This window comes from Burkholderia sp. AU33545 (assembly GCF_020419685.1).
GTDB classification, from domain to species: domain Bacteria; phylum Pseudomonadota; class Gammaproteobacteria; order Burkholderiales; family Burkholderiaceae; genus Burkholderia; species Burkholderia diffusa.
In genome coordinates this window covers 311077-336789 of sequence record NZ_JAIZRQ010000007.1, presented here as the reverse complement: position 1 = coordinate 336789, position 25713 = coordinate 311077, and the positions used below count along the sequence as shown (strand labels likewise).

Genomic DNA, 25713 nt, shown 5'->3' with positions numbered 1-25713 from the left:
CCGTCAGACATCCGCCGGATGCGCGATCGTCCCTTCCTGCTCCGCGTCGATGCGCGCCAGGTTGGCCTCGGCTTCCGCCTCGGACATGAGCTGGCCTTCCCACTTCGCGACCACGGCGCTGGCGATCGAGTTGCCGACCGCGTTGGTGGCCGAGCGGCCCATGTCGAGGAACGTGTCGACGCCGAGGATCAGCAGCAGCCCGGCTTCCGGAAGCCCGAACTGGTGCAGCGTGGCGGCGATCACGACGAGCGATGCGCGCGGCACGCCGGCCATCCCCTTCGACGTCAGCATCAGGACCAGCAGCATCGTGATCTGCGTGCCGAGCGACAGGTGGATGTTGTACGCCTGCGCGATGAACAGCGCCGCGAAGGTACAGTACATCATCGAGCCGTCGAGATTGAACGAATAGCCCATCGGCATCACGAAGCTCGAAATTTTGCGGCGCACGCCGAACCGGTCGAGCGCATCGAGGATCTTCGGATACGCGGCTTCGGAGCTGGCGGTCGCGAACGACAGCATGAACGCTTCCCTGATCAGCACCAGCAGCTTGAAGACGCGGCGGCCGAGGAACAGCAGCCCCGCACACACGAGCAATGTCCAGAGCAGGAACAGGCTGACGTAGAAGTCGCCCATGAACACCGCGAACTTCAGCAACACCGACAGCCCGTTGACGGCGACGGTCGCGGCCATCGCGGCCAGCACCGCGAGCGGCGCGAGCTTCATCACGTAGCCGGTGATCTTGAGCATCACGTGCGACAGCTGGTCGATCGCGGCCACGAGGATCTTGCCGCGTTCGCCGAGCGCCGCGAGTGCCACGCCGAAGAACATCGAGAACACGACGATCTGCAGGATCTCGTTGTTGCTCATCGCCTCGGCGAACGATCTCGGCACCATGTGGCCGACGAAATCCTTGAGCGTGAACTTGGAGGTCGCGAGATTCGCCGATGCGCCGATGTCCGGCAGCGGCAGGCCGAGGTTGTCGCCGGGGCGAAGCAGGTTCGCCATGAACAGCCCGAGCAGCAGCGAGATCAGCGACGCGGTGACGAACCAGCCGATGGATTTCGCGAATACGCGCCCGACCGATGCCGCGTCGCCCATGTGCGCGATGCCGACGACCAGCGTGGAGAACACCAGCGGCCCGATCACCATCTTGATCAGGCGCAGGAACACATCGGAGATGAGCGAGATGTATCCGGCGATCTCGGCGGTGGCCTTTTTGTCAGGAAAGCTCATGAAGATCATGTAGCCGATCAGGATGCCTGCCACCATCGCGATCAGGATCCAGACGGCTGCAGCATTTTTTTTCTGCATCGTGAGCCTCCCATGCACCGGTTCCGCAACCGGGGATGGAAGGACGATACAGGACGCGAACGACGATGAACAGTGCAACCGGGGGCGGGTTTGCGCTAGCGCCGCGTCGCGACCGATTGCCTCCCCGAAGATTGCACCGGTGGCGCTGCGATGCCAGGGGCCGGCGCAACCCGGTATCGGATTTGTGCGGAGCAGCACGCCGCCGGTTCGATGGTCGTTGAATCCCGACGGCGGTCTCGCCGTGGGGCACGCGCGCCGCGCCGGCATCCGGCTGCGGGAGATGGGCCTCGCGGCACACATCGAGTCGCCGTGCGGGTGAGCGCCGCCACTCATGCAGCGCACAACATTCGGAAGCAGACAGGTGCAACGCAGCGCAGCAGTGCCCGTGGCGGAATTTTTCCCGGCGCTGAAAGGCGCGCGGCGCAATTGGTTCGGGCTATGCCCGGCAGAGCCGATCGACACTTGTCACCTGGCCTGGCGGGTTTCCGCGTGTAATGGCCTGCGAAGCCGCATGAGGCGGGCCGCGCATGACAAAGAGCGATCTTGCCGTCATCGGGACGGATGCGGGTCGCTCATGGTGACGCCGCATACGTTCGTTGCCGGTCCACCGGAGCCGGTTCATTCATCAGTTCGACAACCCAGTCGATAAACACACGCAGTTTTGCGCTGACGTGACGGTTCGGTGGATACGCGATGTATAGCGGCATTGGATCGAGTTGCCAGTCCTCGAACAGCGTGACGAGTTCACCCCGTGCCACAGGGGTTTTCGACATATAGCGTGGCAGCCACATGATGCCGAGGCCCGCCACACCGGCCGCGAGATAGGCATTGCCGTCGTCTACGGCAAGTGCGTAACGGCCTTGCACCTTGACCGTCTCGTCGCCGCGATGCATGTCGAGCGGATAGAGTCGGCCAGCGCGCCCCCATGAGAACCCGACGATGCGGTGATGCGAGTTGTCGAGTTCCGCGGGATGCGAAGGCGTGCCCGCCAACGCGAGATATCCGGGCGACGCGAAGACACCGAGTGAAAGATCGGCCACCCGTCGGGCGACCATCGATTGATCGGTCGGCTCGCCACCGCGCACGACGCAATCCACGTTCTCTCCGATGATATCGACGGTGCGGTCGCTCACGCCCATGTCGAGCTGGATGTCGGGATAGCGGGCGAGGAATGCCGGCAGCGCCGGGATCAGGATCAGGCGCGCGAACGGGCTCGGCACGTCCACGCGCAGGCGGCCGCGCGGCGCAGCCGATGCGCTCGACAGGCTCGTCTCGGCGTCGTCCATATCGGCGAGCAGCCGGATCACGCGCTCGTAATACGCGACGCCGTCAGGCGTGACGTTGATTCTGCGCGTCGTCCGGTTCAGGAGCCGGACACGCAAGCGCGCCTCGAGCTGCTGGACCAGCTGCGTGACCGTGGTCTTGCTCATGCGCAGCGTTTCGGCCGCCTTCGTGAAGCTGCCTGACTCGACTACCCGGACGAAAGCGCGCATCGCGTCGAAGCGATCCATGCGTGTCTGCCTCGCGATTGAATTGTTTGCATTTTACAAATAGTCATGGACAGGGTTGGCGGTTTATCGCGTGTGCGTCGGTGCGTAAAGTGAGGCGATCGAAACCAATGATCGTCAATGGAGGTGAAGATGGGCAAGCGCGATGTGGTGTTTCCGCCGGGACGTCAGGCGCTGTATGAGCGCAACAGATACGCTCCGGCCGTACGGGCGGGCGGCTTGCTGTTCGTATCCGGGCAGGTCGGCAGTCGCGAGGACGGAACGCCCGAGCCGGATCTGCAGGAACAGGTGCGGCTCGCGTTTCGCAATCTGAATGCGATCCTGCACGAAGCGGGTTGCTCGTTCGACGATGTGGTCGACGTCACGGTGTTCATGGTCGATCCGCAATCGACGTTCGAGCGCATCTGGCAGGTCGTGCCTGAATTCTGGGGCGACGCGCCGCATCCGACGCTCACCGCGGTTGGTGTGACATGGCTTTACGGCTTCGACTTCGAGATCAAGGTCGTTGCGAAACTTCGGATCGACAGCTGACGCTTCAGTCGGGCGACTATGAGGCGATGGTCGGGACCGCGCTGGCGTTCAGCCGGATTGCCAGGTCGTGCAAACGATCATGTTGGGGAAATTCGGTGGATCTGGTCGGAAGCGACGTCGGCCCTCGCATGTGCGAGCACGGCGTTTCGACATGACGCTGCAATCGCGGTCACGTGATCGATTCGGTTCGATGACTGATCGCCTGCAGAAATGGAAAGCCTGCAAAGCAAAGTTGGCTTGCGAGGCCGATCGCGCCGGGCACAGACCAGAAGCCGGCAAAGTACTCGAGCACCGTCCTTCTGAACAGGAGCCCGTTAATGCACAACTCCGCAAGCATCAATATGGCGAGGGCGATTGCGCCCATCAGCAACGCCTCGTTGGTATCTGTCAGCATGTCGTGCTTTTTCGCGCTCCAGTGCGACAGGTACCAACTTGCGGCAAGCATGAATGGCGCTTCGAGCGATACGGCCGCCGTCTCTCCCAGGAGCTGCACAAGCAGCAGGACGCGAATCGCTCCGAAGGCGAAGCCGATCACAAAAACGGTCAATGCATAAACGCAGCCCGCTTCGGCGCAGGTTGCCCACCTGGGGCTACGATGCGAGCAGCGCGTCACGGCGTTTCACGTGTTTGACGGGGAGGGACGCTAGCAAGTGTACAGATCGGTGTGCCCGAAGCCCTGCGAGTAATCGAGCACCGAAATGACTGTCGGAATCACGCGAAATATCCGGACTTCGTCAGGAGACGGCATTGGCATTGGCGGCGCTTGCATATCCGGATACTTCAGTGGAAGCATGCGCAAGACCTTCTCTGCTTCGGCACGATCCGTCACGGGTCGTGCGTGCGCCGCCATCGACAAACCTGTAATCGCCATCAGATCTGACGTGTCGTGATCGATCGTGAGCGATACCCGGTCGTCTCGGGCCAGATTGGCCGCCTTCTGGCTTTCCAGTCCGCAAAGGAAGTAAAGCGTCAGTCCCTGGCTCACGTACCCGACGGTGGTCGCCTGGGGCCAGCCGTCCGGCCGCAGCGTGGCGATCGTCATGATTCGATGCTGATCCAGCAGTGACAGGATCTTTTGCTTGATCTGCTCGTCCATGGATCACCTTCCCCTTCGTGAAATCCGATCCTGTACCACCGGGTCATTCGGCGCTTGATGCAAATCAAATTCCGAACACGACGATGCACACAGTCGTCAGTGAATGCGGAAAATCGCGGCACGCGCGCAGCGGCGGAAGGCCGGATTGGTGTGCGAAAGAAGCCGGGGTTTGAAGTGCGTGAATGGCCGTTTCGGACAGAGGCGAGTGGCCGGAGCGGATCGCGGACGATCAATGGTCCGCACCATGGCGTCCCGTCGCCGACAATCCGTGCGTCGGCGCTACCTCAGCGGCCACTCCGCCTCGCAAGCCGGTTCGTTACCCGCCACACCGCCCTCAATCGAAATAAGGCTGCAGCACCCCCTCGATCCAGTCCATGAACGCCCGGACGCGCGGCGACAGATTGCGTCGATGCGCCACGACGAGCGACGCCGCGAGGGGTTCGGGACGCAGATCGGGCAGCACCTCGACCAGCGCGCCGCTTTCGATGTGATTCGCGACCCCGGAATACCCGGCCTGGATCAACCCGATGCCCGCAAGCCCGGCTGCGTGATAGGTCTGCACGTTGTTGACCTGCATCGCGCTCGGCAATGCAAGCGTCGCATAGCCGTCGCCGCTCGGATATTCCCACCCTGGATGCCGGTCGCCGAGTGTCAGCGCGTAGTGGACCATGCGGTGTCCCTGATCGAGGAGATCGTCGAGCGTTTGCGGCACACCATATCGCGCCAGATAGCCGGGACTCGCCGCATTGATCATGCGCAGGCGGCCCAACGGTCGGGCAATCAGCGTCTCGTCCACGATCGGCCCCAGCCGGATCACGCAATCGAATCCTTCCTGGACGAGATCGACACGTCGATCGGTGCTCGAAAGTTCCAGTTCCAGCTCCGGATGCATCGCCATCAGTTGCGGCAGCGCGGGAACCACGACACTGCGCGCGAGCTCGGTGGGCATGTCGACGCGCAATCGTCCGCGCAGGCGCGTGCCATTGCCGGAAAACATCGACTGCAGCTCCTGTACTTCGGCCAGCAGGTCCCGTGCGCGCGCGTGAAAGGCGCGTCCGTCTTCGGTCAGTTGCACGCTCCGCGTCGTCCGATGCAGGAGCGCGACGCCCATGTCGCGCTCTAGCGCGCGGATCACCATCGACACACGTCCTTTCTGGATGCCCAGGCTTTCGGCTGCGCGCGTGAAGCTCGTCATCTCGGCGACACGGGCGAAGATCAAGAGCGCATCGAGGTTTTGCATTGTTCACCCTGGGAGTAACAGAACGTTCAATCGGTCGTCATTTATAACTCAATTTCGACTCAGTAAAGTGCTGTCCGATGTCGTCCCCCGACGACCACCTGAACGAAAGGGCGCAACCATGACACAGCACATCTCTCCGGTTAAAACGATCGTCGTCTATCACTCCGGCTACGGGCATACCGAACGCATGGCGACGGCTGTCGCCGAGGGCGCCGGCGGCGTTCTCGTCGGAATCGACGCCGATGGCAACATCGCACAGGACGCGTGGGACGCGCTTGCCGGCGCGGACGCGATCCTGTTCGGCTCGCCGACCTACATGGGCGGTCCCAGCTGGCAGTTCAAGAAGTTCGCCGATGCATCGTCGAAGGCCTGGTTCGAAGGCGCATGGCGCAACAAGATCTTCGGCGGCTTTACCAACAGCGCAAGCATCAACGGCGACAAGCTCAATACGCTCGAATACTTCGTTCTGCTTGCCGGGCAGCACGGCGGCATCTGGGTGAGCATGGACATCAAGCCGGCGAACCTGAAGGCGTCGATGCGTGACGACCTGAACCGCATGGGTTCCTATATCGCGCCGATGGCGCAGACGCCAGCCGATGCGTCGCCCGATGAAATGTCGGCAGGGGACCTCGAGACGGCTCGCCGCTATGGCGCGCGGGTCGCAACGATCGCCGCACAATTCCGGGCAGGACACGCTCGCATCAGCTGAAATCCGGTGTGCGGGGCGCCCGGAACGGGCGCCGCTGCACTCTTTCCCGCCGATCTCGAAGGAAACGGCCATGAAATACAAGCAACTGGGCCGCACCGGCCTGTACGTCTCCGAGCTGTGTCTCGGCACGATGACGCTGGGCGGCAATGCCGATGCCGGCATGTGGGCTGCGATCGGCGCGGTCGGCCAGAACGATGCGACCCGACTGATCTCCCGCGCACTGGACGAGGGAATCAACTTCATCGATACCGCCGACATTTACTCCTTCGGTGAATCCGAACGACTCGTCGGACAGGCACTTCGGGACCTGGGCGTCGCACGCAGCGACATCGTGCTGGCGACGAAGACCGCGGGCGTGATGGGCACGAAGCCCAACGATCAGGGCGCGTCGCGCGGCCACATCATGGATTCCGTGCAGCGAAGCCTGGAACGGCTGCAGGTGGACCATATCGACCTCTACCAGATCCACGCGAACGATCCCGTGACACCGATCGACGAGACGCTGCGGGCGCTCGACGATCTGACGCGTCAGGGGCTGGTTCGCCATGTCGGCGTCTCGAACTGGCGCGCCGGAAAGATCGGCAAGGCGCTCGGGCTCAGCGCAGCGCTCCATGCGACGCGCTTCGAGACGCTGCAGGCGTACTATTCGATCGCCGGACGCGACGTGGAGCGCGAGCTGGTGCCGCTCGCGATCGATGAACAGATGTCGCTCCTCGTCTGGTCGCCGCTCGCCGGCGGACTGCTTTCGGGGAAGTTCGGCCCTGGGGCGCCGACCGCAGACGGTTCGCGACGCAGCCATTTCGATTTTCCGCCGGTCGATCTCGAGCGCGCCTGGCCATGCATTGCAGCGATGCGCGCGATCGCGGACGCGCGAGGCGTGTCGGTCGCCCGGATCGCGCTCGCGTGGCTGCTCGGCAAGACGCATGTCACGAGCGTCATCGTCGGCGCGAAACGCGTCGAACAGCTCGAAGACAATCTCGGCGCGGTCGACGTCGTCCTGACGGAGACCGAGCTTGCGCATCTCGATGCCGTGAGCGCGTTGCCTCCCGACTATCCCGGCTGGATGATCGATCGTCAGGCGGCTGGCAGGCTGCCGCGGCCTTTCGCGCGTGCCGTGTCGAAATAGGGCGGCCGACGGCGATCCTTGCCATACTCGAAGGAATCGCCCGACGCTGAACGCGGCCCCGCACCGGGCATCCGTGCACCGCGATCATCGCGGCAACCGCTAGAATTGCGGTTTTAGCCCGGAACACGTCCATGTCTTTTGCTTCGCTAGGCCTGATCGATCCCTTGCTGCGTAATCTGCAGGGCCTCAATTACCAGACACCCACGCCGGTGCAGGCCAAGGCGATTCCCGCTGTGCTCGGCGGCAAGGACGTCATGGCTGCGGCACAGACCGGCACCGGCAAGACGGCGGGTTTCGCGCTGCCGCTGCTGCAACGGCTGGTTCAGCACGGGCCGGCGGTGTCCAGCAACCGTGCGCGCGTTCTGGTGCTGGTGCCCACGCGCGAACTGGCTGAACAGGTGCACCAGAGTTTCGTGGAGTACGGCAAGGGCCTCGACTTGCGGTTTCTGGCCGCCTATGGCGGCGTGAGCATCAATCCGCAGATGATGAAGTTGCGCAAGGGCGTGGATGTGCTCGTCGCCACGCCGGGCCGTCTGCTGGACCTCAATCGCCAGAACGCCGTGCAATTCGATCAAGTCCAGACGCTGGTGCTCGATGAAGCCGACCGCATGCTGGATCTGGGCTTCGCACGCGAACTCAACGCCGTGTTTGCCGCGTTGCCCGTGCAGCGCCAGACGCTGCTGTTCTCCGCGACGTTTACCGACGACATCCGCGCGATGGCGGCGAGCATTCTGCGCAGTCCGGTCGATATCAGCGTCAGCCCGCCCAATGTAACGGCCAGCAAGATCAAGCAGTGGGTGGTGCCGGTGGACAAGCGGAACAAGCCTGACCTCTTCATGCACCTGGTGGCCGAGAACAACTGGGACCACGCGCTGGTGTTCGTCAAGACCCGCAATGGCGTGGATTATCTGGCGGCCATGCTGAACGATGCGGGTTATGCGGTCGACACCATTCATGGCGACAAGCCGCAACCTGCGCGCCTGCGTGCGCTCGAGCGCTTCAAGACGGGCGAAGTGCAGATGCTCGTCGCGACCGATGTGGCCGCGCGCGGGCTGGATATCGACGACCTGCCGCTCGTGATCAACGTCGATCTGCCGATCGTCGCGCAAGACTACGTGCACCGTATCGGCCGCACCGGTCGCGCGGGTGCAAGCGGCGTGGCGGTGTCGCTCGTGTGTGCCGATGAAGCACCGCAACTGGCCGCGATCGAAGCGCTGATCCGGCAGACACTGCGCCGTGAGGAAGAGCCGGGTTTCGAAGCCGAACACCGCGTGCCGGAAACCAGCGCGACGGGGCAGATCATCAAGAAACCCAAAAAGCCGAAGAAGCCCAAGGTGCCGCAAGCGGGGGTGGGCGCAATGCCGGTGGCTGGCAAGAAGCCGCGACCGAAAGGTGGAGAAGGCAAGCGCAAGCCCTCGGGGCAGCGCGCCGCGGCTGCGGGCAAGGGGGCGAGCCTGTCGAGCGGTAGCCCGTTCAGCGTGCAAAAGCCGCGCGGCAAACCCGCCGGCAAGACGGCGGCGGGCTCGCGGAAGCCGGCTGGCAAGCCCGTGGGTGGTCGCGGTACGCGCTGATGCTGACGGTGGGGCGAGCCACGCTGGCCGCATTTCTACCTGTCGCCGTCTCGTGGGTTGCCCCAGAACAAGACGACGATTACACAGAACAACAATGCGCCCACCAAAACAAAATTCATGCTGCACCTTGCCTGAAGTGGACGGAATGGTTCGATCTCGGGCGGCCCGTCTGATGAAAGCCCAGTGGCCCGCTTTTAGTTAACGGGCAATGGCGCGGTTGGTCTACGTCAAGCAGCGTAGTTTTTTGATGCACGTCAGACAAATTCGGGAGCCGGGCGCCCCGTCCGAATGCATTTCCCTTGGAGACTGCGCCGGTGTCGTCTTCGCGCTTCGGCATCTTGCAGTAGTACGGGACGTCATGCGCCATCCGGAACGGCGGTCTCAGAGAATGGCAAGGAGCCGCAGCTGATGCTCGGTCTCGGTTCCTGTTATCAGTGTGTAGAACCGTGCCTCCCGACGTTCGAGCACTGAGAGATTCTGTGCGTCGGAAAACATGTTCCATTCGTCACCGTCGATACGCTCGAGTTTTCCATGAGTCCGTGCAAAAGCAAGCAACAACCGACTTGCTTCGCGTCGGATAACGATGCGTTCCATATTCAACACATAGGGGCGCCAGCCGCCCAGAAGAACGACGTAGTGAGGTATAGCGCTTTGGTTGATTGTCATCGCCGGCGTTGCCTTTTTCTCGAGATGGCGTCAGCTGATCGGAGCCCGTCGGCCATGTGCTTCGCGTTCGCGCGTTGACATGCCCGTCTTCAACCGAACTGTGAAGTCAGCCATCCTTCCGCCCATTTGGTTGCGTACGCAACTGCATCATCGCGATGCTCGAAAGCAGCCATATCCCCGCTAGCGTGCACCTCTCGCTCCGCTCCGTCCACAAGTATCGTGATAATCCGCACGTGTGCCACGTACTGCCGATCGGCCCTGCGTGGTGTCGGATCGATTCGGAACCGAGTCGAATCGAAGAGCATAAGTGCCCCCACATTCATGGTTGTCGCGAGTTGTGCTGTCGAGGGCACAGCGCGAAAGAGAGCCAGCCGCAATGAAAAATCATCCGACCCTCGACAATCGAGCTTGCCATGAACGCTTCGTTTCGCTGGCTTGCTGCTGCCCGATGCTTATCCTCATGCTTTTGCGGTTACTGCCAGACATGCTTCCGAAGGTATCGGATGCACGTCAGTCGCAGGCTCAACCGATTCGCGAGCGCGCCTCGCGGGCGGGCTGTCGAGTCGCCTTCCACGTCAGGAAGCCGTTCCGAGCGCGCGGAGTCGTCCATGGAGCCGGCGGACTTCACTATCTGGAGAGTGGCGTGACCTGTCCAGACACGATCGCGCCACGCGCATTTCGCGCGATGGACGTCAAGCCTTGCCTGCAGTGATTCGACGAGCTAGAAAGGCGACAGCCACTCACGAGTTTTCCTTTGGGTGACGAGTTGCAGGGCAATGCGTCATGACCGGTCAGGAAGATGCGGCTGGCGCACTCACATCCGAACGCATGGAAGTTCGGCAGTAGCGTCACCCCGTCCTTCTTCCGATCGAAATCTGCGTCGCGTTTCGTCAGCGTGAAAAACGGAGGGACGTTGGCCGGCAGGCCGAACACGATGTTCCCCTAGTACATTTTCCGAGGCGGTAACATGCGCTTCGCCCGTAGGCGCTGCCGTGCGACGGCGCTGGCCTTCTTTCGCTTGCGTTCTGTCGTGGGCTTTTCGTAGCTGGTTCGACTGCGCAACTCGCGAATCAACCCTATTTTCTCGATGCTGCGACGGAATCGCCGCAGCGCGACGTCGATCGGTTCGTTGACTTTCAATGTTACGGTCGTCACGGATGTCCTGTTTGTGAGTGTTCGAATGAAAAATTGACGGATCGTGCCATGACGACGCTCGGACTCGACATTCCGAATGTCCGGCGCCAATCGAAAGAGCACGTACCGCTATGTACATCTGCACGCTTGCCGACGACACAGCGCCGCACGCGAGATTCCGGCGAGCGAGATCGTGTCGGTCCACGCGATCTCGTGCCGTCTGTTCAATTCGAGCAGTGTGCGTCGGCGATCATTTCGTTATCCTGGTCGATGCAGATCGCATCGACATGGCGAGCTGCCTCAACCTGCGTTTGAAAGGAACGCGTGTGTTTCGCGATTGTCGTCGATGATGGTCTCGGCATAGCGTAGCGATGCGCGACGTGCGTCACCGGCGGTATCGAACGGCGCATTGTCGCGAAGCCTGAAAGTCTGGCTTTGCGTCATCGTGTCGGTGGCATCGCGAAGACAAATCCTGACTGCCGCATCGAAGCCGGCATCATGGCTGTGCGGGGCGCCACTCGTCGCCGGAACATGCTGGTAAATCAGTGGATGAATTTCGAATCCACGGTAGAAATGTGTGCTCATGACATGCTCCTGACGTTCGGCCACAGCGAATGCTGCGGCCGAACTCGTCCGGCCGATCGCCGTCCATCGTAGGGCGGGCCGACGGGTTGAAGAGGATAACGTTGCAGCGCGGAGGCGGGGCGGTGCCGCAAGCGGGAAGCGGTGGAGGGGGAGCGCTCGGAGGGCGGGTGATCGCTCGGATGAGCCCATCATACGCGCATCGTTTGTCGGGCGTTCAACTGATTCCGTATTGCATCCAACAGCGCACGATGGTGATGCCACAGGCGTGTGATGTCGGGCTGCGAAGCCAGCTTCGCTTCACGCCGAAACCGCATTTCACGACCGCAGCGGCTGCTTGTGCAGCGGCGATCTCGATTGCTATCGCGGAGACGTCGTGCGCTTCTTTTGATGCGATTTCGCGACTGAAGACTGTTTGGGCGGCACCCAGTTCAACGCCGTGCCGAGCCTCGGCAACATCGCTGGTTGTTTGGCGCGTGGAGGCGCCTTGCGCGACCTGATGTGCATGGTTTTCCGATCGCGTCTGAACACGCGCATTGTGACGGGCATTGGGTTGCACGCAGATCCAGTGTCTCGATGCGAAACGGACGGCCCGGTCGGGCCTGCATCGAAACGTGTCGTGTCCGCGACGGAGGTGCGTGATGCAAAGGAGCGACGACAGTGACGCGCCGCTCCGTGAGCGAGGCTGTGAGGGCTTAAGAAGGTTACAGCGGGGTGATGTTCGCTGCTTGCAGGCCTTTGGGGCCGGTCTTGGTCTCGTAGCTGACTTTCTGTCCTTCGGCAAGACTCTTGAAACCATCGCCACGAATCTCGGAGAAGTGAGCGAACAGATCGTCACCACCACTGTCGGGCGTGATGAAGCCAAAACCCTTGCTATCGTTGAACCACTTGACGGTACCGGTATCCATGTTAGATCTCCTGAGAATGAACGAGCGTATGCGCCAACGATGGGCGCCGAAAATAATCAAGGAGGGAAAGGACAACGAGTACCGCGGGCCGCGGTCAATGATGGGCAGCAATCGCGCTTCTTGAATACTTCATCGCCGACAGTACGCGCCGTCAGGAAGGGTGTCAAGCGCTTTCGGTCGAGGGGATGAACATGGCCCTTGTCCGTTTCTGGTTGATTTCGAGCCGGATTGAGCGTTGCCGGTCGAGTCGAGGCACAAGCGCGGCACACATTTTTGCGAAGACGGATTTGCCTCGAATGGACGACGCGCGCGGCCTGGATAGCGGAATCGTGATTTGCACCATCCACTGCGGCCGTCTTTTTGCTGCGACCTGCGGTGCGCCACGCCAAGCGGGGCAACATCGTCTCGACCGTCGAACTGACTGGCTGACGAAACAGTTACAAGATACCTGTTGACCTGGGTGCTACCCGGCGGTTAGTGTGTCGTCCGAAGTTCAAGAAGTTCGATTGCTGTTCATCAATTGCTCGTCCCTCAACGGTATCGTTGTCCTCCCCCTCCTTGACGCTTCGCGCCCTCTTTAGCAGGGCAGATATTCGTATTTCTCTCTCAAGGATTATTCATGGATACCGGTACGGTCGAGTGGTTCAACCGATAGCAACGGCTTTGGCTTCATCCCCCCCGACGAGGTCGGCGACGACCTGCACGTTCAGCCTCCCCAGGCTGGAGCAGCGGGCTTCAAGACTCCGGCTGGAAATAGGACGGCGCGTTTCGGAACGAAGCAAGACCGACAGGGTCTGCTAGCGCCGAACATCAAGCCTCCGTGAGGTCTGGAGCTCCGGCTTCCCGTGAGGGACGCCGTGTCGCAGCGACATGCACGCGAAGCTTTGCCCCTCCCCAGTTGGAGCGAGCGCTCCTGCTGCATCGATGCTCGTTGCGCAGCGTGCCGAACGCCATACACCTCGTTGCACAATTCTCCCTGGCTGCAACGCCTTTTTGTCACTTCCCGCTTGCTTTGGATTCGGCGCGAAATGACTTTGAATCAGTGCGCCCGTGCGCGTCTCGCGCGGAACGCACCTACTCGAACATCACTAAAACTAAAATGCACGACAAACAAGTTCATCTATACAACGGCTATGCGGTTCAACCTTCGGCGCATCGCTTGCCCGATGGAACCTTTTCATCCAATCTGCTGCTCGACCGCACCGGTTGCGCGCGTACAGAAGGCCGCTACCAGTTCTACTCGCTCGATTACTTCGCGAGTGAAGAGCAGGCGCTTCTGCATTCGGCACGCTGGGCACGCAACTGGGTCGATACACGCGGTTGATCCCCGCATGAGGAACCGGTGCTGGTCAGGATGGTGTGGGCGGTTTGATTCGCGATCGAGCCGCTTGCTTTTCAGCGACCGATAGACCGCTACGCAGCGGTAACGGTCGAGCTGCCGGTCGTCTCGATGTCATCCTGAGGACCGCAAAATTTCGCGAACGGATCGGGCAGTGTTGCCGTTTGTCGCGTTCGTCGACGAGCGCTTATTCAGGCGGCATTCGCTCGTGATCGTCAAGTCGCGGGTGTGGCATGTTGGCGCCGCTAAGGCACCATCATCGAGGATGCTTCATTTCCTCGGATTCCACCGCGGCGATTCGCTCTTCGCTTGCGGAAACAGAGTCCATGGCATCGTCGATCGATGCCAATGCATACTCGCAGGCCAGTTTCGTTTCTTCGACCGCAGGCTCTGGCTCCTCGTCTTCGCTGGGCGGAGGGGAAAGCATGTCTTCAAGCATCATCGCAAGTTCAGGGGTGTCCCATTCCTCGCCTCTTTGTTCCTTCTTCTTTATATAGTGTCGGATTTCCGCGTCCTGATCCGGCGAGAGTGGAAGGTGTCGAAACGTGTTGCTCGGGTTGGCGTCGATCATGATATTGCTCCGAAGGTTCAGCGATGACGGTGACGGAACAGTTTGCTATTTGCCGCAGCGCGCATCCTGAATTCGCTCGAGGCGGGAAAAAAGCTCGTCAACCTGGAGCGTGAGGACCCTGTTTTGGCCGGATTGCGTGCGGAGCTTGCCGAGCCTGACTCTCCAATACGCAGGATCACTTACAGACGATTTGTTGACGAACGCATGTTGTGCGTGCTCGAGCAGTCCGATCGCTCGCCTGATATGGACCAATTCGCGTTCCGCTTCACAGTACCAGCTCATGTTTGCCGCCGTTGATTATGAATTGCATCTTGTTTTTCTGTCCTGCAGGAACTCTCGAGTTCACTCAAAAGGCGGTGCAGGAGCCGATTCCGGGCTGTGCGGCTGTCGCACGGCTCGACGGTGTGGTGAGAGGGGAAAATGTGGTGCGCAAGCAAAGGCACGACACCATCTGGAGCGGGCGAGCAGTCGATCTGCAAACGGGGCTCGGATGAGTCCATCATACGCGCATCGCCGGTCGGACAACCGCTTTATTTCGGCTGCGACGAAGCACGCTTGTCCGATGTCGCCGTTGCACGCCGGCGCGCGAATCTCGAGGGCGCGGCGGAATAGGGCGAAGGCCGTCGAGCGACCATGCCGGAAGCTCGCGAGGAATTGAATTTTGCGCCATATGACGTGATAACGCTCTTCGAGAGGAGGCACGCAGAGGGAAACGCAATCGCGGATCCGGATCATGCGTGTGCCGAGTTCGATGGCGGATAGCCGCTGTCATGTGCGGGCAGCGATCCGCTGGCAAACCCGGTGATCGCGATACGCGCGAGGGCACCGTCAGTCGCTCCAGTTCGAAAAAAATCGGGGCGTCCTGCGTTGCCGGTTCCCGTGTATAGTGGGCTTCCCCGTGTGGAGTGACCAACATGCCGACCTATCCGTTTCTTCTCTACAAGGGGTACGAACTTCATCCTCTTGTCTTCCCCCGCACGTTCGATCGCTTTGACAGGCATTCCCGTTACGCCGAAGGGTATGACATTGCGGTACGAATATGTCGTCCGGCCTCGATCGAAAGCTCACCTGCCAGCCGCGTTTTCAGGCTGAACCAGCCCGATACTTTCTCCGATTTTGGCGTGGCGAGGCGCGCCGCCCGGCAGCAGGGAAAGGACATCATCGACGGGAAAGTGAGCGGGGCTTCAGTCGTCGACTTGTGAAAGTGCGACGTGCATTCAGGGCGAGCCCTCTCCTGCGCATGTTCGCGAGCGCCCGGTGAGCTGTTATCGATGTGCTTCCTGGAATGATTTCGCGGACGGTTGCCCGATCGCGTGACAGCAGTCGGGCGTCGTCAACGAAAGAACAGTTCCCGCATGCCAAATGTGTGATGCGCTTCGGCCGCCATGAGCACCATGAGCACCAGCAGGCACAGCGGCGGTATCAGGATCGCGTACACCAGCGCCAGCCGCTCCCACATCATGTGCATGAAGATCGATACGATCAGCCCGGCCTTGGCGATCATCAGCACGACGATCAGCACCCATCGCAACAGGCCCTGCACGTGGAAGTAATCCACGAGATACGACAACGTGCTCAGGACGAACAGCAGGCCCCAGATCTTCAGGTAGATGCCGATCGGGTGCTGCTGGCCGTGCGCGGCGTCGGGTCGATCGGCGGGATTGGTGTGGTCCATGATCTGCCTCACCACAAATAGAACAGCGCGAAGATGAACACCCACACCAGGTCGACGAAGTGCCAGTACAGGCCGGCGATCTCGACGATCTGGAAGTTGCCGTGCTCGGTGAACCCCGGCTGCAGGATCTTGCGCGCGATCAGCAGCAGGTAGACCACCCCGCAGGTCACGTGAAAGCCGTGGAATCCGGTGATCATGAAGAAGCAGGCGCCGAACTGCGTGGCGCCCAGCGGGTTGCCCCACGGGCGAATACCTTCATGGACGATCAGCTTGGTCCATTCGAAGGCCTGCATCGACACGAAGGTCACGCCGAGCAGCGCGGTCGCGAGCAACAGTGCGGCGGCGCGCCTCGCATTGCGCCGGTAGCCGAAATTGACTGCCATCGCCATGGTGCCGCTGCTGGTGATCAGCGTGAACGTCATGATGGCGATCAGCAGCAACGGCACGTCGACGCCCGCCACGGTGAGCCCGAACACCTTGGACGTGTCGGGCCACGGCGCCGTGGTCGACATGCGCACCGTCATGTAGCCGATCAGGAAGCTGCTGAAGACGAAGGTGTCCGACAGCAGGAAGATCCACATCATCGCCTTGCCCCACGGCACCTTGAAGGCTTCGCGGTCGGCCGACCAATCCGTGACGATGCCGCGCCAGCCGTCAGGGCCGGCGTCGGCGGGTGGTGGGGCAGCGGATTCGGGCGGCAGCGTGGGCGAGGTCATGGCGCGGCTCCGTATAGCGGCCCGCAGATGGCGGCGACAATCGCGGGGGTGAGCCACCACATCGCCGCCAGCAGCACGAGCCAGACGGCCAGCAGGAAATGCCAGTAGAGGGCGCACAGGGAAATGGCGCGTTGAGCCCGGAACGGGTCCATATGCCGGCGTTGCGCGATCGTCACGGCCCAGGCCGCCAGCCCGCCGAGCACGTGCAATCCGTGCAGGCCGGTGAGCAGGTAGAGGAAGCTGTTGGAAGGATTGGCGATGAGGGTCTGCCCGGCCGCCGACATCATGCGCCACGCGGTCAGTTGCCCGATCACGAACACGGCGGCCAGCACGCCGCCGCACACCAGCCACGCCACGCGGTGCACGTTCAACTGCCTGGCACGCTGCATGGCCACGCTTGCCAGCGCGAGCGCGCCGGTGTTCCACCACAGCAGCGCGGGATGCGGGATCGGCTGCCAGTCGGGCTCGCGCATGCGCATGCCGTAAGCGAGCAGCAGCAGTGAAAACAATGCCGTTGCCACGGCCATGAACACGATCAGGCCGATGCGGCTCGCATTCGGCACGACGGGCGGCGACGTGTCGGGAACGAAGGTGCGCGGCAGCGTGGTCATTTGCGTGCCTCGCCGGGTTGAAGCGTCGGGGGGGCCGGTTCCGGTTCCGGTGCCGTCGCGGGCGGCTGGTTTTGCGGGACGAAGTCTTCCGTTTGTCCCGGCGGGCTGTATTCGTACGCCCAACGGTAGACGACGGGTTGCGCGGCGCCCCAGTTGCCGTGCGTCGGCGGCGTTTGCGGCGTTTGCCATTCCAGCGTGGTGGCCCGCCAGGGGTTGCCGTCGGCACGCTTGCCGCGCACGAGGCTCCACGCCAGGTTGTACAGGAACAGCAACTGCGCCACCGCCACGATCAGCGCGACGACGGTGATGAAGGTGTTGAGCGTCTGAGCCGAGTGCGGAATGAAGCTGTAACCCTCGTACGCGTAATACCGCCGAGGCATGCCGAGGATGCCGAGATAGTGCATCGGGAAGTAGATCGCGTAGGTGCCGACGAAGGTGGCCCAGAAGTGCGCGCGCCCGAGCGTGTCGTCGAGCATGCGGCCCGTCACCTTCGGATACCAGTGGTAGATACCGCCGAACACCACCAGGATCGGCGACACGGCCATCACCATATGGAAGTGCGCCACCACGAAGTACGTGTTCGACAGCGGAATGTCCACGCTCACGTTGCCGAGATAGAGCCCGGTCAGCCCGCCCAGCACGAAGGTGCTGATGAAGCCGATGGCAAACAGCATCGGCACGGTCAGGTGGATATCGCCACGCCACAGCGTCAGCACCCAGTTGTAGACCTTGAGGGCGGTCGGGATGGCGATGATGAGCGTGGTGGTGGCGAAGAAGAAGCCGAAGTACGGATCCATGCCGGCGATGAACATGTGGTGCGCCCAGACCACGAAGCTCAGTGCGCCGATGATGACGATGGCCCATACCATCATCCGGTAGCCGAAGATGCTCTTGCGCGCATGGGTGCTGATGAGGTCCGACGCGATGCCGAAGGCCGGCAGCGCGACGATGTAGACCTCCGGATGCCCGAAGAACCAGAACAGGTGCTGGAACAGCAGCGGGCTGCCGCCGGCATGCTTGAGCGATTGCCCCATCGACACCACGGCCGGTATGAAGAAACTGGTGCCGAGCGTTCGATCGAGCAGCATCATCACCGCCGACACGAACAGCGCAGGAAACGCGAGCAGCGCCATGATGGTTGCAATGAAGATGCCCCACACCGTGAGCGGCATGCGCATGAGCGTCATGCCGCGGGTGCGGGCCTGCAGCGTGGTGGTCACGTAATTCAGGCCGCCCATGGTTGCCGCGACGATGAAGATCGCGAGCGATACGAGCATCAGCACGATGCCCCATTCGACGCCCGGCGTGCCGGGCAGGATGGCCTGGGGCGGATAGAGCGTCCAGCCCGCGCCGGTCGGCCCGCCCGGCACGAAGAAGCTCGCCACCAGCACCAGCACGGCCAGCAGGTAGACCCAGTAGCTCAGCATGTTGAGAAACGGGAACACCATGTCGCGCGCGCCCAGCATCAGCGGGATCAGGTAGTTGCCGAAGCCGCCCAGGAACAGCGCGGTCAGCAGGTAGATCACCATGATCATCCCGTGCATGGTGACGAACTGGTAGTAGTGGTTGGCGTCGATGAAGCTGAACTTGCCGGGAAAGCCGAGCTGCAACCGCATCAGGTCCGACAGGACGAGGCCGACCAGACCGATGGCGATGGCCGTCAGCGAATACTGCACGGCGATGACCTTGTGGTCCTGGCTCCAGACATAGCGGGTCCAGAAGCTTTTCGGGACGTGATCGATGTGCGCGTAGGGCATTGCGTCTGCTCCGCTAGGGCTGGCGGTTGGCCGCGGTGCTGGCGGCCGGGCCGCCTTGCGATTCGATGTAGGTCACGAGCGCGGTCAGCTCCTGCTCGCTCAGGTCGAAATGCGGCATGATCGGTGCGTACCCCTTCACGACGCGGGCCGTCGGGTTGCGGATGAACGCGCGCAGATAGGCTTCGTCCACCTTCGCGGTGCTGCCGTCGGCCATCGTTTCGGTCTTGCCGTACAGGCCCTTCCAGGTCGGGCCCACGCGCGGACTGCCGTCCACGGTATGGCACGCGAAACAGCCCTTGGCTGCCGCGAGCGCCTTGCCCTGGTCGGCGAGCGCCTGGGCGCTGCCGCCTGCTGTGGCGGCAGCGGCCTGCACGCCGGCCTGCTGCCGCTGCGCGAAGGTGGTCTGCTGCGCCAGCCATCGCGAGAACGATGCTTCGTCTTCCACCACCACCACGCCGCGCATGTTCGAGTGCCCGATGCCGCACAGCTGCGCGCACAGGATGTCGTAACGTCCCGCCTTGGTCGGTGTGAACCAGAAGGTCGTCACCATGCCGGGCACCATGTTCATGCGCGCACGGAACGGCGGCACATAGAAGTCGTGCAGTACGTCGAGCGACCGTGTCAGAACCTGGATCGGCCGGTTCAGCGGGAGGTGGACCTCGGGCGTCTCGATCAGGTAGTTGTCGCGGCCGTTGGGGTCGGCGGGGTTCAGGCCGAACGGGTTGTCGTTGCTGACGTAGCGCGCGTCCGTCGTGCCCAGCTTGCCGCCGGTGCCGGCGAAGCGGAAGCGCCATTGCCATTGCCGGCCGAGCACTTCCATCTGCAGGACGTTGCGTGGCGGCCGGATGTAGTCCGCGTAGACGAAGAGACCGGGTGCCAGCAACGCCGCCACGCCGACGGCGGTCAGGCCGATCAGCCACCATTCCAGCCGCCGGTTGTGCGGCTCGTAGGCCGCGCGATGCCCGCCGCGGTGGCGGTAGCGGATCAGTGCGATCGCGATGAACAGGTTGATCGCGATGAAGAATGCGCCGGTGATGACGAGCGTGATCGTCAGCATGTCGTCCATGCGCACCCAGTTCGACGCGATCGGCGTGATCCACCAGGGACTGGCAAAGTGAAACCCCACCGCCAATGCGATGATCACGATCAGGGCAATCGCAAGCGCCATGGGCCGCCTCGCCGCGCCTCACTCGCCGGAGCCGCCAACCCGCGCTCCTGGCACCGTCGTGCCGCCTTGCCGGATTTCGTATTACATTTTGCCGGCAGTCCACCCAGACCGATTCGCCAAGCGTCGTCGGCGGCTCTAAAGAAAAGGTAGTCCGCGCCTTTGCATCGTGCAAGGCAGCGCAAGGGGGGAAGCACGCTCCCATACCCGGATGCATCGCACGACAGACGATGCCGCCCGCCGCGACGACGAGCAAAACGGCCGCCTTCTGCATGGATTGTCGAGGCGGCCGTCTCGCGCGGCGCGACGAACCGGCGTGTCAGTGCATCGCGTTCTGTTTGCGCCGTTCGAGCATGCCGTAGACAACGGCGGTCACCACACCGAACAGCAGGTTGGCCAACAAGGGTCCGGATCCCCGCTCCGAGATGAACCACGGGAACACGGCGGTCATCACGTAGAAGTTCCATACGTACGCGACGATCCCGAAAGCCAGGCCGATGACGGCCTCCATGCCGACGCTCGAATCGAAGCGGAACGGGGCCATGATCGCGGCGAGGATCATCCCCATGATGGCGCCGAGCACATAGTGCAGCAGCAGCGCCATTCCCACGATGCTGAAGCTGAACACCGACATCTGTTCGAGCGCACCGCGGCCCATCACCATTGCCGCGATCTTGTGGGTCGGTTGCCACGGGCTTTCATCGAGCACCATGGTCGACCAGAAGAATTCGAGCACGATCACCAGGGCGCCACCCGCAAGACCGGCTACGGCAGCGGCGAGCCAGTCCGGCATGCGCCGTTGCCAATGGTGTGATTGAATGTGCAGTTCCATAGAACCTCCTTGCTGAAGGATCAACCTCAGCACTCAGGCAGGCCGGTTTTCGGGTGTCAGGGGAAAACCGGTGACGTGGGTTCGCCGCCTTCCAGATCCGCATTCGGAAAATGTCGCGCGATCATCTGCTCGATTTCCTGCTCTCGCAATGCCGGCACGTCGGCCATGATCAGGATCTGGCCTTCCTTGATCGCTTCACGAAACCGCTCGAGTCGCGCGTTCGGCTCGGCGATGCCGATCATCCCGGCCGTCCACGCGCCGAAGCCCGCTCCCACCATCGTCAATGCGACGACGGCGCCGCCCGCGATCACGAGCTCTGCAGGGGGGTATACGAGCGCGACGAGACCGATGAGCGCGCCCGTCGCGCCGCCGAGTGCGACACCACGCTCGAGCGCATGCACGACATCGCTGCTCTGCAGCAAAGACGCTTCGGGTAACTCATCAAGCGTGACACTGTGATCGGCGAGGACGTGGATATGGCGCCAGATAATGCGCGCGCGGAGCAAGTCATCCACGACCGCCTTGGCCATCCGCGTGTCGGGTACGAGGAAATAGAGGCGCCTCATGTCGGCCCCCTTTTTCAGTCTGGAGTACGTTCTATTTTATGTCACCATCGGCAGCGTGGTACCTGTGCGCGCGTACGTGGTTACACGCGATCACGCTTCAGTGCAGTCGGTCATCGTGCGAGTGCGCTGTAGATGGAGCGAACAACACATCAGCGGAAATCCACACTGAACCCATTTTCTCGAACCCTTCGCGCGTCGGCTCGCTGCTGCCGCCTGACCGCGAACATTGAATGTCCGTCGCGGCCGGTACGCCGGTAACCAGGCCCGCGTGACGCCAGGGTTCACCGCCGCGCCATCCGCGTCGCGCGCCCCCGGCGCGACTTCCTCAAGCGCCTGCTGCCGCGTTTCGACACGCGGCAGCCCGATCGCGACGCACGGGACGCCGAGCGTCGCGCGCTTCGATATGACGATGAAGGGCGCGTTTCGCTCAGCGCGGAAAGGCCCGGTCAGACCGCACCGGTGACGTGCAACGTGTGAGTCTTTTCATCGGCATAGCCGAGTTCGCGCGGCACGGCATCGGTATGCTGGCCGAGCGCCGGCACCGGATCCATGCGTGGCTCATCGCTCGGTGCGAAACCGGGCGGCAACAGGGCAGGGATCTCGCCAGCAGGCGTATCAACGCGGGTCCAGCAATGTGCGCGGCGAGCTGTTCGTGCGTCCAGACGCCGTGCATGTCGTTCATTCGCGCGTTCGCGATGCCGGCTTGCTCGAGCCGTCGATCACGTCGGCGGCCGTCAGCGTCGAGAACGCGCGGACGATGACGGCCGCGAGTTCGTCACGATTCGGGGCGCGGCGGCTGTTCGACCCGAAGCGCTCGTCGGCCGCCAACTCGGGCATGCGGATCACGGTCTCGCAAAAGCGCTTCCATTCGCGCTCGTTCTGCAGCCCGAGCAGCACGGTCTTCCCGTCGCCGGCCGTGAACGGACCGTACGGAAAGATCGTCGCGTGCGATGCGCCGGCTTGCCGCGGCGGTGGCTATCCGTCGACCGCGTAGTAGGGCGGATAGCTCATCCACTCGACCATGCTTTCGAGCATCGATACATCGATGTGCCGGCCGCGTCCGGTGCGGCTGCGTTCGATGAGCGCGGCGAGGATGTTCGTGAACGCATACATGCCCGCCGCGATGGCGGCGGCGAGCAGCTTCGCCATGTTCGCCTGCGCGCCGCATGGCTCACGCGCGTCGAACCGGCGCTCGGCCTCGAAGCGCATCAGGCTCGCGGCCTCAACCGAAGCATGGCGCAGCAGCGTGCCCATGTTGTACACCTGGCCGTGACACGCGCCGGAATTGCCGCCCGCGCGGTTGATTTCCTCCATGATCGCTGATGCCTCGGTCAGGCCGAGGCCCGAGCCGCCGTATTCCTGCGGAATCAGTGCGGCGAGCCAGCCAGCTTTCGTCAGCGTGCCGACGAACGCTTCGGGATAGCCGCGTTCCGCGTCGATCTTGCGGAAATATTCGGCGGGAAACTCGCCACACATGTCGCGAGCGGCTTCGCGAATGTCCTGGGACGCGTCGGCATGATTCATGTTTCGGATCCCGTAATGTCAGGCGAGGATCGCGCTCGAGGACGTGGTCGGCGAGGCGGCCGCACACGCTGAAGGTGTTGCCGAGGAAAGTCGGCCGTGCCGCGCGATAGGCGTATTCGACGATCGTCGCGCCGGACAGCGCGCGCGTCACGAGTTCGAGCAGCAGCGTCGCGATCAGTGGGCCGTGCACGGCGAGGTCCGGATAGCCTTCGACGTCGCGCACGTAGGTGCGGTCGTAGTGAATGCGATGCCCGTTGAAGGTCAGCGCGTAATAGTGGAACAGCATGACTTCATCCGGCGTGATGTCGCGCTGCCATTGCGCATCGTCGGGTGCGGCCTTCGGCTGAGGCGCGGCCGGGCCGCGATAGACGATGTCGTGTTCCTCGCGGATCGCGATTTCGCCCGCGGATTCGATCAAGTGCTCGACAGTGACGAAGCCGAGCGTGCCGCGGCAAACGATCGTCGAGCTGATCGGCGAACTGGTCGCGAGTGGCGCGTGGACGGGCATCACGTTGCGCGAGGGCGAATCCGCGCCGTCGTGACGGGCGGGATGCGCGGGACGCGCGGGCTCAGTCCGCGAGCCAGTGCGCGGACGGCCAGTCGCCGCGTTCGGCTGCCGCGGATGCGGCGTGCGATGTCCTGCCGCGTGAACGATACGCATTCACCAATGCCGCGATCGGTCTTTCGTTCGTCATGCTGATTGCGGACGGAACGATGAACATGCATGAAATGACACATTCGCCATTGCGCCCGAGCATGCCCGCGTCGATCGGCTCGCCCTCGCACCGGCGGCCGGCCGGTCGCGCGCAGACATCGCCCGTCGGCAGGTTGTACGAAGCTCGATATTGAAACTACACTGATTATCGGCCGGCGCCGAGACACGCGGCTCATCCATTCAACACGCATCACAGTACTAATTAAACGCGTGCCGACAATCGCCATAGAGGATGCTTGCCTTGTTCCTCAACATCCAGCGGGGGAAGTGGCGATGAAATTCGGGGTTGCGCGTCATCCGTCAACGGTTTGCTAGCCGAACGGCGCGCGCATGAGCACGACCGCAGGCATTCACGCGACGTCACTCGGGCTGCACGGCTCGAGCCCGGCGATCGCCGACCTGCGCCGCTATCTGGCGAAGGTCGCGCAGACCGATACGACGGTGCTCGTGACCGGTGAAACCGGCACTGGCAAGGAGCGTGTCGCCACCGCCGTCCACCGCCTCAGCACCCGGACCGACAAGCCGTTCATCGCGGTGAACTGCGCCGCGGTGCCCGACAGCCTGTTCGAGTCCGAGATGTTCGGTCACGAGCGCGGCGCCTTCACCAGCGCCCAGAACGCGTTTCCCGGCCGCTTCGTCGAGGCCGACGGCGGCACGCTGTTCCTCGACGAAATCAGCGAGATGCCGCCCGCCGTTCAGGCCAAGCTGCTGCGCCTGCTCGAGGACCGCACGGTGACGCCGGTTGGCTCGCTGCGCCGGCGCCCGGTCGATGTCCGGATCGTGGCCGCCAGCAACGAAAGTCTGGAGGACCTGGTCGCGGAACGCCGTTTCCGCGCCGACCTGTTCTATCGGTTGAACGTCGCGCGCATCGAGATACCGCCGCTGCGGGAGCGGCCGGAGGACATCGCGTCGATCGTCGATCACTTCGTCGCCGAACATAACGAGCGGCGCGCGATGCGGGTGGGGCGGCCCGATCCGGCGCTGCTCGAGTGCATGCGGCACTACCGGTGGCCGGGCAACGTGCGTGAGCTGCGCAACCTGGTCGAGGCGTTGTTCGTCGATGCGCCGGAAGGGCGTCCGTTCGGGCTGGGCGACCTGCCGCCGGCATTCCGCCGCCTCTTCCTGCAGGACTTTTCGGCCGGTGAGCACGAGCGCGAGCGACTGGTCTCGGTACTGCGCCAGACCAACTGGAACAAGATGGAAGCGGCGCGCCAGATGAACTGGTCGCGCATGACGCTGTACCGCAAGCTGGCCAAGTACAACCTGGACGCCGGCAACACTGCCTCGGTGTGACAGCCGGGCTGTCACATGGTACAGCCCCGCAGCTTTCGCGAATCCCGCTCCGGTCGGGAAATTTCACGGCAAATCATGCGCTTGCGTCAGCGCACACGCGTTGGCCCGCTCCTTGCGAAGCAACACGGACAGACCGCCCGTCGCCATGCAAGGAGGCCGTCGTGCACGTCATCGAGCCACTCCAGGACGCCCCGCCGGAACCGGCGCAGCCGGCCGGCCCGCCACGGCCGCTGCTCGCCAGCTATGCAAACTATTTCGAGGTCGGGCACAACGCGTTCGAGTTCCTGATCGATGCCGGACAGGTCGAGCCGCAGACCGGCAACGTCCAGTTGATGAGCCGCGTCGCGGTCAGCCCGGTGCACGCCAAGCTGCTCGCGCAACTGCTGGCGAGCGCGATCGCCCAGTTCGAGGCGGCCCACCACGCAATCCCCGACATCGGCGAACCGGAAACGGATCTGGCGATTCTTCCCCCGCAGGAATTCGAGCGGCGCGCGATCGATGCGCGCAGCAAGCCGATGCTCGGCGGCCGTCGCGACGAGCCCGATCAAAACCAGAGCTGAGGACACG

General features: G+C 62.9%; 28 protein-coding genes and 3 pseudogenes. 9 read left to right on the top strand and 22 right to left on the bottom strand.

The window, feature by feature from the left end; genetic code table 11:
• Positions 1-3 precede the first annotated feature (3 nt).
• Together LGM71_RS24380 and LGM71_RS24375 are read right to left on the bottom strand one after the other, a co-directional pair.
• Positions 4-1311 (bottom strand): dicarboxylate/amino acid:cation symporter, encoded by a 1308-nt coding sequence (locus LGM71_RS24380; protein ID WP_059605468.1) that lies wholly within the window; start codon positions 1309-1311, stop codon positions 4-6.
• 572 nt (positions 1312-1883) lie between these two features.
• Positions 1884-2822: a LysR family transcriptional regulator gene (locus LGM71_RS24375; RefSeq protein WP_226116854.1), complete on the bottom strand. Its 939-nt coding sequence runs from the start codon at positions 2820-2822 to the stop codon at positions 1884-1886.
• Between the two features lie 129 nt (positions 2823-2951).
• On the opposite strand from LGM71_RS24375, the gene LGM71_RS24370 reads away from it, so the two are divergent.
• A complete protein-coding gene (locus LGM71_RS24370; RefSeq protein ID WP_124627359.1) occupies positions 2952-3350 on the top strand; it encodes a RidA family protein in 399 nt (132 codons plus the stop codon).
• Between the two features lie 169 nt (positions 3351-3519).
• On the opposite strand, the gene LGM71_RS24365 is transcribed toward LGM71_RS24370, so the two are convergent.
• The 3 genes from LGM71_RS24365 to LGM71_RS24355 all read right to left on the bottom strand — a co-directional run bounded on the left by LGM71_RS24365 (position 3520) and on the right by LGM71_RS24355 (position 5686).
• Positions 3520-3963: a hypothetical protein gene (locus LGM71_RS24365; RefSeq protein WP_151050040.1), complete on the bottom strand. Its 444-nt coding sequence runs from the start codon at positions 3961-3963 to the stop codon at positions 3520-3522.
• Between the two features lie 30 nt (positions 3964-3993).
• Positions 3994-4446 carry a pyridoxamine 5'-phosphate oxidase family protein gene (locus LGM71_RS24360; RefSeq protein WP_124627363.1) on the bottom strand — a complete coding sequence of 151 codons (453 nt, stop codon included), beginning with the start codon at positions 4444-4446 and terminating at the stop codon, positions 3994-3996.
• A 334-nt stretch (positions 4447-4780) separates the two neighbouring features.
• Positions 4781-5686, bottom strand: a complete 906-nt coding sequence (locus tag LGM71_RS24355) for a LysR family transcriptional regulator (RefSeq protein WP_226116852.1) — start codon at positions 5684-5686, stop codon at positions 4781-4783.
• A gap of 118 nt (positions 5687-5804) precedes the next feature.
• Between LGM71_RS24355 and LGM71_RS24350 the strand changes: the two genes are divergently transcribed.
• From LGM71_RS24350 to LGM71_RS24340, 3 genes are all read left to right on the top strand, one after another.
• On the top strand, positions 5805-6395 hold the full coding sequence (locus LGM71_RS24350; RefSeq protein WP_226117064.1) for a flavodoxin family protein: 591 nt from the start codon (positions 5805-5807) through the stop codon (positions 6393-6395).
• Positions 6396-6465: 70 nt separating this feature from the next.
• Positions 6466-7521, top strand: a complete 1056-nt coding sequence (locus LGM71_RS24345) for an aldo/keto reductase (protein ID WP_226116850.1) — start codon at positions 6466-6468, stop codon at positions 7519-7521.
• A gap of 131 nt (positions 7522-7652) precedes the next feature.
• A complete protein-coding gene (locus tag LGM71_RS24340) occupies positions 7653-9092 on the top strand; it encodes a DEAD/DEAH box helicase (RefSeq protein ID WP_226116848.1) in 1440 nt (479 codons plus the stop codon).
• Positions 9093-9473: 381 nt separating this feature from the next.
• On the opposite strand, the gene LGM71_RS24335 is transcribed toward LGM71_RS24340, so the two are convergent.
• The 6 genes from LGM71_RS24335 to LGM71_RS24310 all read right to left on the bottom strand — a co-directional run bounded on the left by LGM71_RS24335 (position 9474) and on the right by LGM71_RS24310 (position 12382).
• The gene (locus tag LGM71_RS24335; protein WP_059605444.1) at positions 9474-9758 is read right to left on the bottom strand and encodes a hypothetical protein; all 285 of its coding nucleotides are present in this window, start codon (positions 9756-9758) and stop codon (positions 9474-9476) included.
• An 89-nt stretch (positions 9759-9847) separates the two neighbouring features.
• Entirely contained in the window at positions 9848-10063 is a 216-nt protein-coding gene (locus LGM71_RS24330; protein ID WP_226116846.1) for a hypothetical protein, read from the bottom strand.
• A gap of 637 nt (positions 10064-10700) precedes the next feature.
• On the bottom strand, positions 10701-10913 hold the full coding sequence (gene rpsU / locus LGM71_RS24325) for a 30S ribosomal protein S21 (protein ID WP_082728854.1): 213 nt from the start codon (positions 10911-10913) through the stop codon (positions 10701-10703).
• 279 nt (positions 10914-11192) lie between these two features.
• A complete protein-coding gene (locus LGM71_RS24320; RefSeq protein ID WP_124627369.1) occupies positions 11193-11477 on the bottom strand; it encodes a hypothetical protein in 285 nt (94 codons plus the stop codon).
• 214 nt (positions 11478-11691) lie between these two features.
• On the bottom strand, positions 11692-12033 hold the full coding sequence (locus LGM71_RS24315) for a hypothetical protein (protein WP_159086616.1): 342 nt from the start codon (positions 12031-12033) through the stop codon (positions 11692-11694).
• A gap of 145 nt (positions 12034-12178) precedes the next feature.
• The gene (locus tag LGM71_RS24310) at positions 12179-12382 is read right to left on the bottom strand and encodes a cold-shock protein (protein WP_124627371.1); all 204 of its coding nucleotides are present in this window, start codon (positions 12380-12382) and stop codon (positions 12179-12181) included.
• A 1099-nt stretch (positions 12383-13481) separates the two neighbouring features.
• Here LGM71_RS24310 and LGM71_RS24300 point away from each other — a divergent pair.
• A complete protein-coding gene (locus tag LGM71_RS24300) occupies positions 13482-13706 on the top strand; it encodes a hypothetical protein (protein ID WP_124627374.1) in 225 nt (74 codons plus the stop codon).
• Positions 13707-13977: 271 nt separating this feature from the next.
• Here LGM71_RS24300 and LGM71_RS24295 read toward each other — a convergent pair whose 3' ends face one another.
• The gene (locus LGM71_RS24295) at positions 13978-14292 is read right to left on the bottom strand and encodes a hypothetical protein (protein WP_174909728.1); all 315 of its coding nucleotides are present in this window, start codon (positions 14290-14292) and stop codon (positions 13978-13980) included.
• A 914-nt stretch (positions 14293-15206) separates the two neighbouring features.
• Here LGM71_RS24295 and LGM71_RS24290 point away from each other — a divergent pair.
• The gene (locus LGM71_RS24290) at positions 15207-15494 is read left to right on the top strand and encodes a hypothetical protein (protein WP_059599691.1); all 288 of its coding nucleotides are present in this window, start codon (positions 15207-15209) and stop codon (positions 15492-15494) included.
• 131 nt (positions 15495-15625) lie between these two features.
• On the opposite strand, the gene LGM71_RS24285 is transcribed toward LGM71_RS24290, so the two are convergent.
• From LGM71_RS24285 to LGM71_RS24240, 10 genes and pseudogenes are all read right to left on the bottom strand, one after another.
• The gene (locus LGM71_RS24285) at positions 15626-15967 is read right to left on the bottom strand and encodes a cytochrome C oxidase subunit IV family protein (RefSeq protein ID WP_059599690.1); all 342 of its coding nucleotides are present in this window, start codon (positions 15965-15967) and stop codon (positions 15626-15628) included.
• Between the two features lie 8 nt (positions 15968-15975).
• Positions 15976-16683: a heme-copper oxidase subunit III family protein gene (locus LGM71_RS24280; RefSeq protein WP_124627380.1), complete on the bottom strand. Its 708-nt coding sequence runs from the start codon at positions 16681-16683 to the stop codon at positions 15976-15978.
• Positions 16680-17294, bottom strand: coding sequence for a cytochrome c oxidase subunit 3 (locus LGM71_RS24275; protein WP_226116844.1), 615 nt, complete (start codon positions 17292-17294; stop codon positions 16680-16682). The genes LGM71_RS24280 and LGM71_RS24275 overlap by 4 nt, the downstream gene beginning before the upstream one ends.
• Entirely contained in the window at positions 17291-19051 is a 1761-nt protein-coding gene (gene ctaD, locus LGM71_RS24270; RefSeq protein WP_226116842.1) for a cytochrome c oxidase subunit I, read from the bottom strand. Before ctaD ends, LGM71_RS24275 begins: the two co-directional genes overlap by 4 nt.
• A 13-nt stretch (positions 19052-19064) precedes the next feature.
• Positions 19065-20219: a c-type cytochrome gene (locus LGM71_RS24265; protein ID WP_124901852.1), complete on the bottom strand. Its 1155-nt coding sequence runs from the start codon at positions 20217-20219 to the stop codon at positions 19065-19067.
• A gap of 316 nt (positions 20220-20535) precedes the next feature.
• Positions 20536-21048 (bottom strand): hypothetical protein, encoded by a 513-nt coding sequence (locus LGM71_RS24260; RefSeq protein WP_044846926.1) that lies wholly within the window; start codon positions 21046-21048, stop codon positions 20536-20538.
• A gap of 56 nt (positions 21049-21104) precedes the next feature.
• Positions 21105-21614 carry a DUF1269 domain-containing protein gene (locus tag LGM71_RS24255; protein WP_124627389.1) on the bottom strand — a complete coding sequence of 170 codons (510 nt, stop codon included), beginning with the start codon at positions 21612-21614 and terminating at the stop codon, positions 21105-21107.
• A gap of 446 nt (positions 21615-22060) precedes the next feature.
• Positions 22061-22745: pseudogene (locus LGM71_RS24250) on the bottom strand (CoA transferase); the annotation flags it as partial.
• Positions 22746-22835: 90 nt separating this feature from the next.
• Positions 22836-23138 (bottom strand): annotated as a pseudogene (locus LGM71_RS24245) (acyl-CoA dehydrogenase family protein); the annotation flags it as partial.
• A gap of 46 nt (positions 23139-23184) precedes the next feature.
• Positions 23185-23586: pseudogene (locus tag LGM71_RS24240) on the bottom strand (acyl-CoA dehydrogenase); the annotation flags it as partial.
• On the opposite strand from LGM71_RS24240, the gene LGM71_RS24235 reads away from it, so the two are divergent.
• From LGM71_RS24235 to LGM71_RS24225, 3 genes are all read left to right on the top strand, one after another.
• The gene (locus tag LGM71_RS24235; RefSeq protein ID WP_226117079.1) at positions 23510-23680 is read left to right on the top strand and encodes a hypothetical protein; all 171 of its coding nucleotides are present in this window, start codon (positions 23510-23512) and stop codon (positions 23678-23680) included. The pseudogene LGM71_RS24240 and the gene LGM71_RS24235 overlap by 77 nt on opposite strands.
• Positions 23681-24183: 503 nt before the next feature.
• Positions 24184-25146, top strand: a complete 963-nt coding sequence (locus LGM71_RS24230) for a sigma-54 interaction domain-containing protein (RefSeq protein ID WP_226116840.1) — start codon at positions 24184-24186, stop codon at positions 25144-25146.
• A gap of 161 nt (positions 25147-25307) precedes the next feature.
• Positions 25308-25706 carry a DUF3467 domain-containing protein gene (locus LGM71_RS24225; protein ID WP_124627392.1) on the top strand — a complete coding sequence of 133 codons (399 nt, stop codon included), beginning with the start codon at positions 25308-25310 and terminating at the stop codon, positions 25704-25706.
• Positions 25707-25713 lie beyond the last annotated feature (7 nt).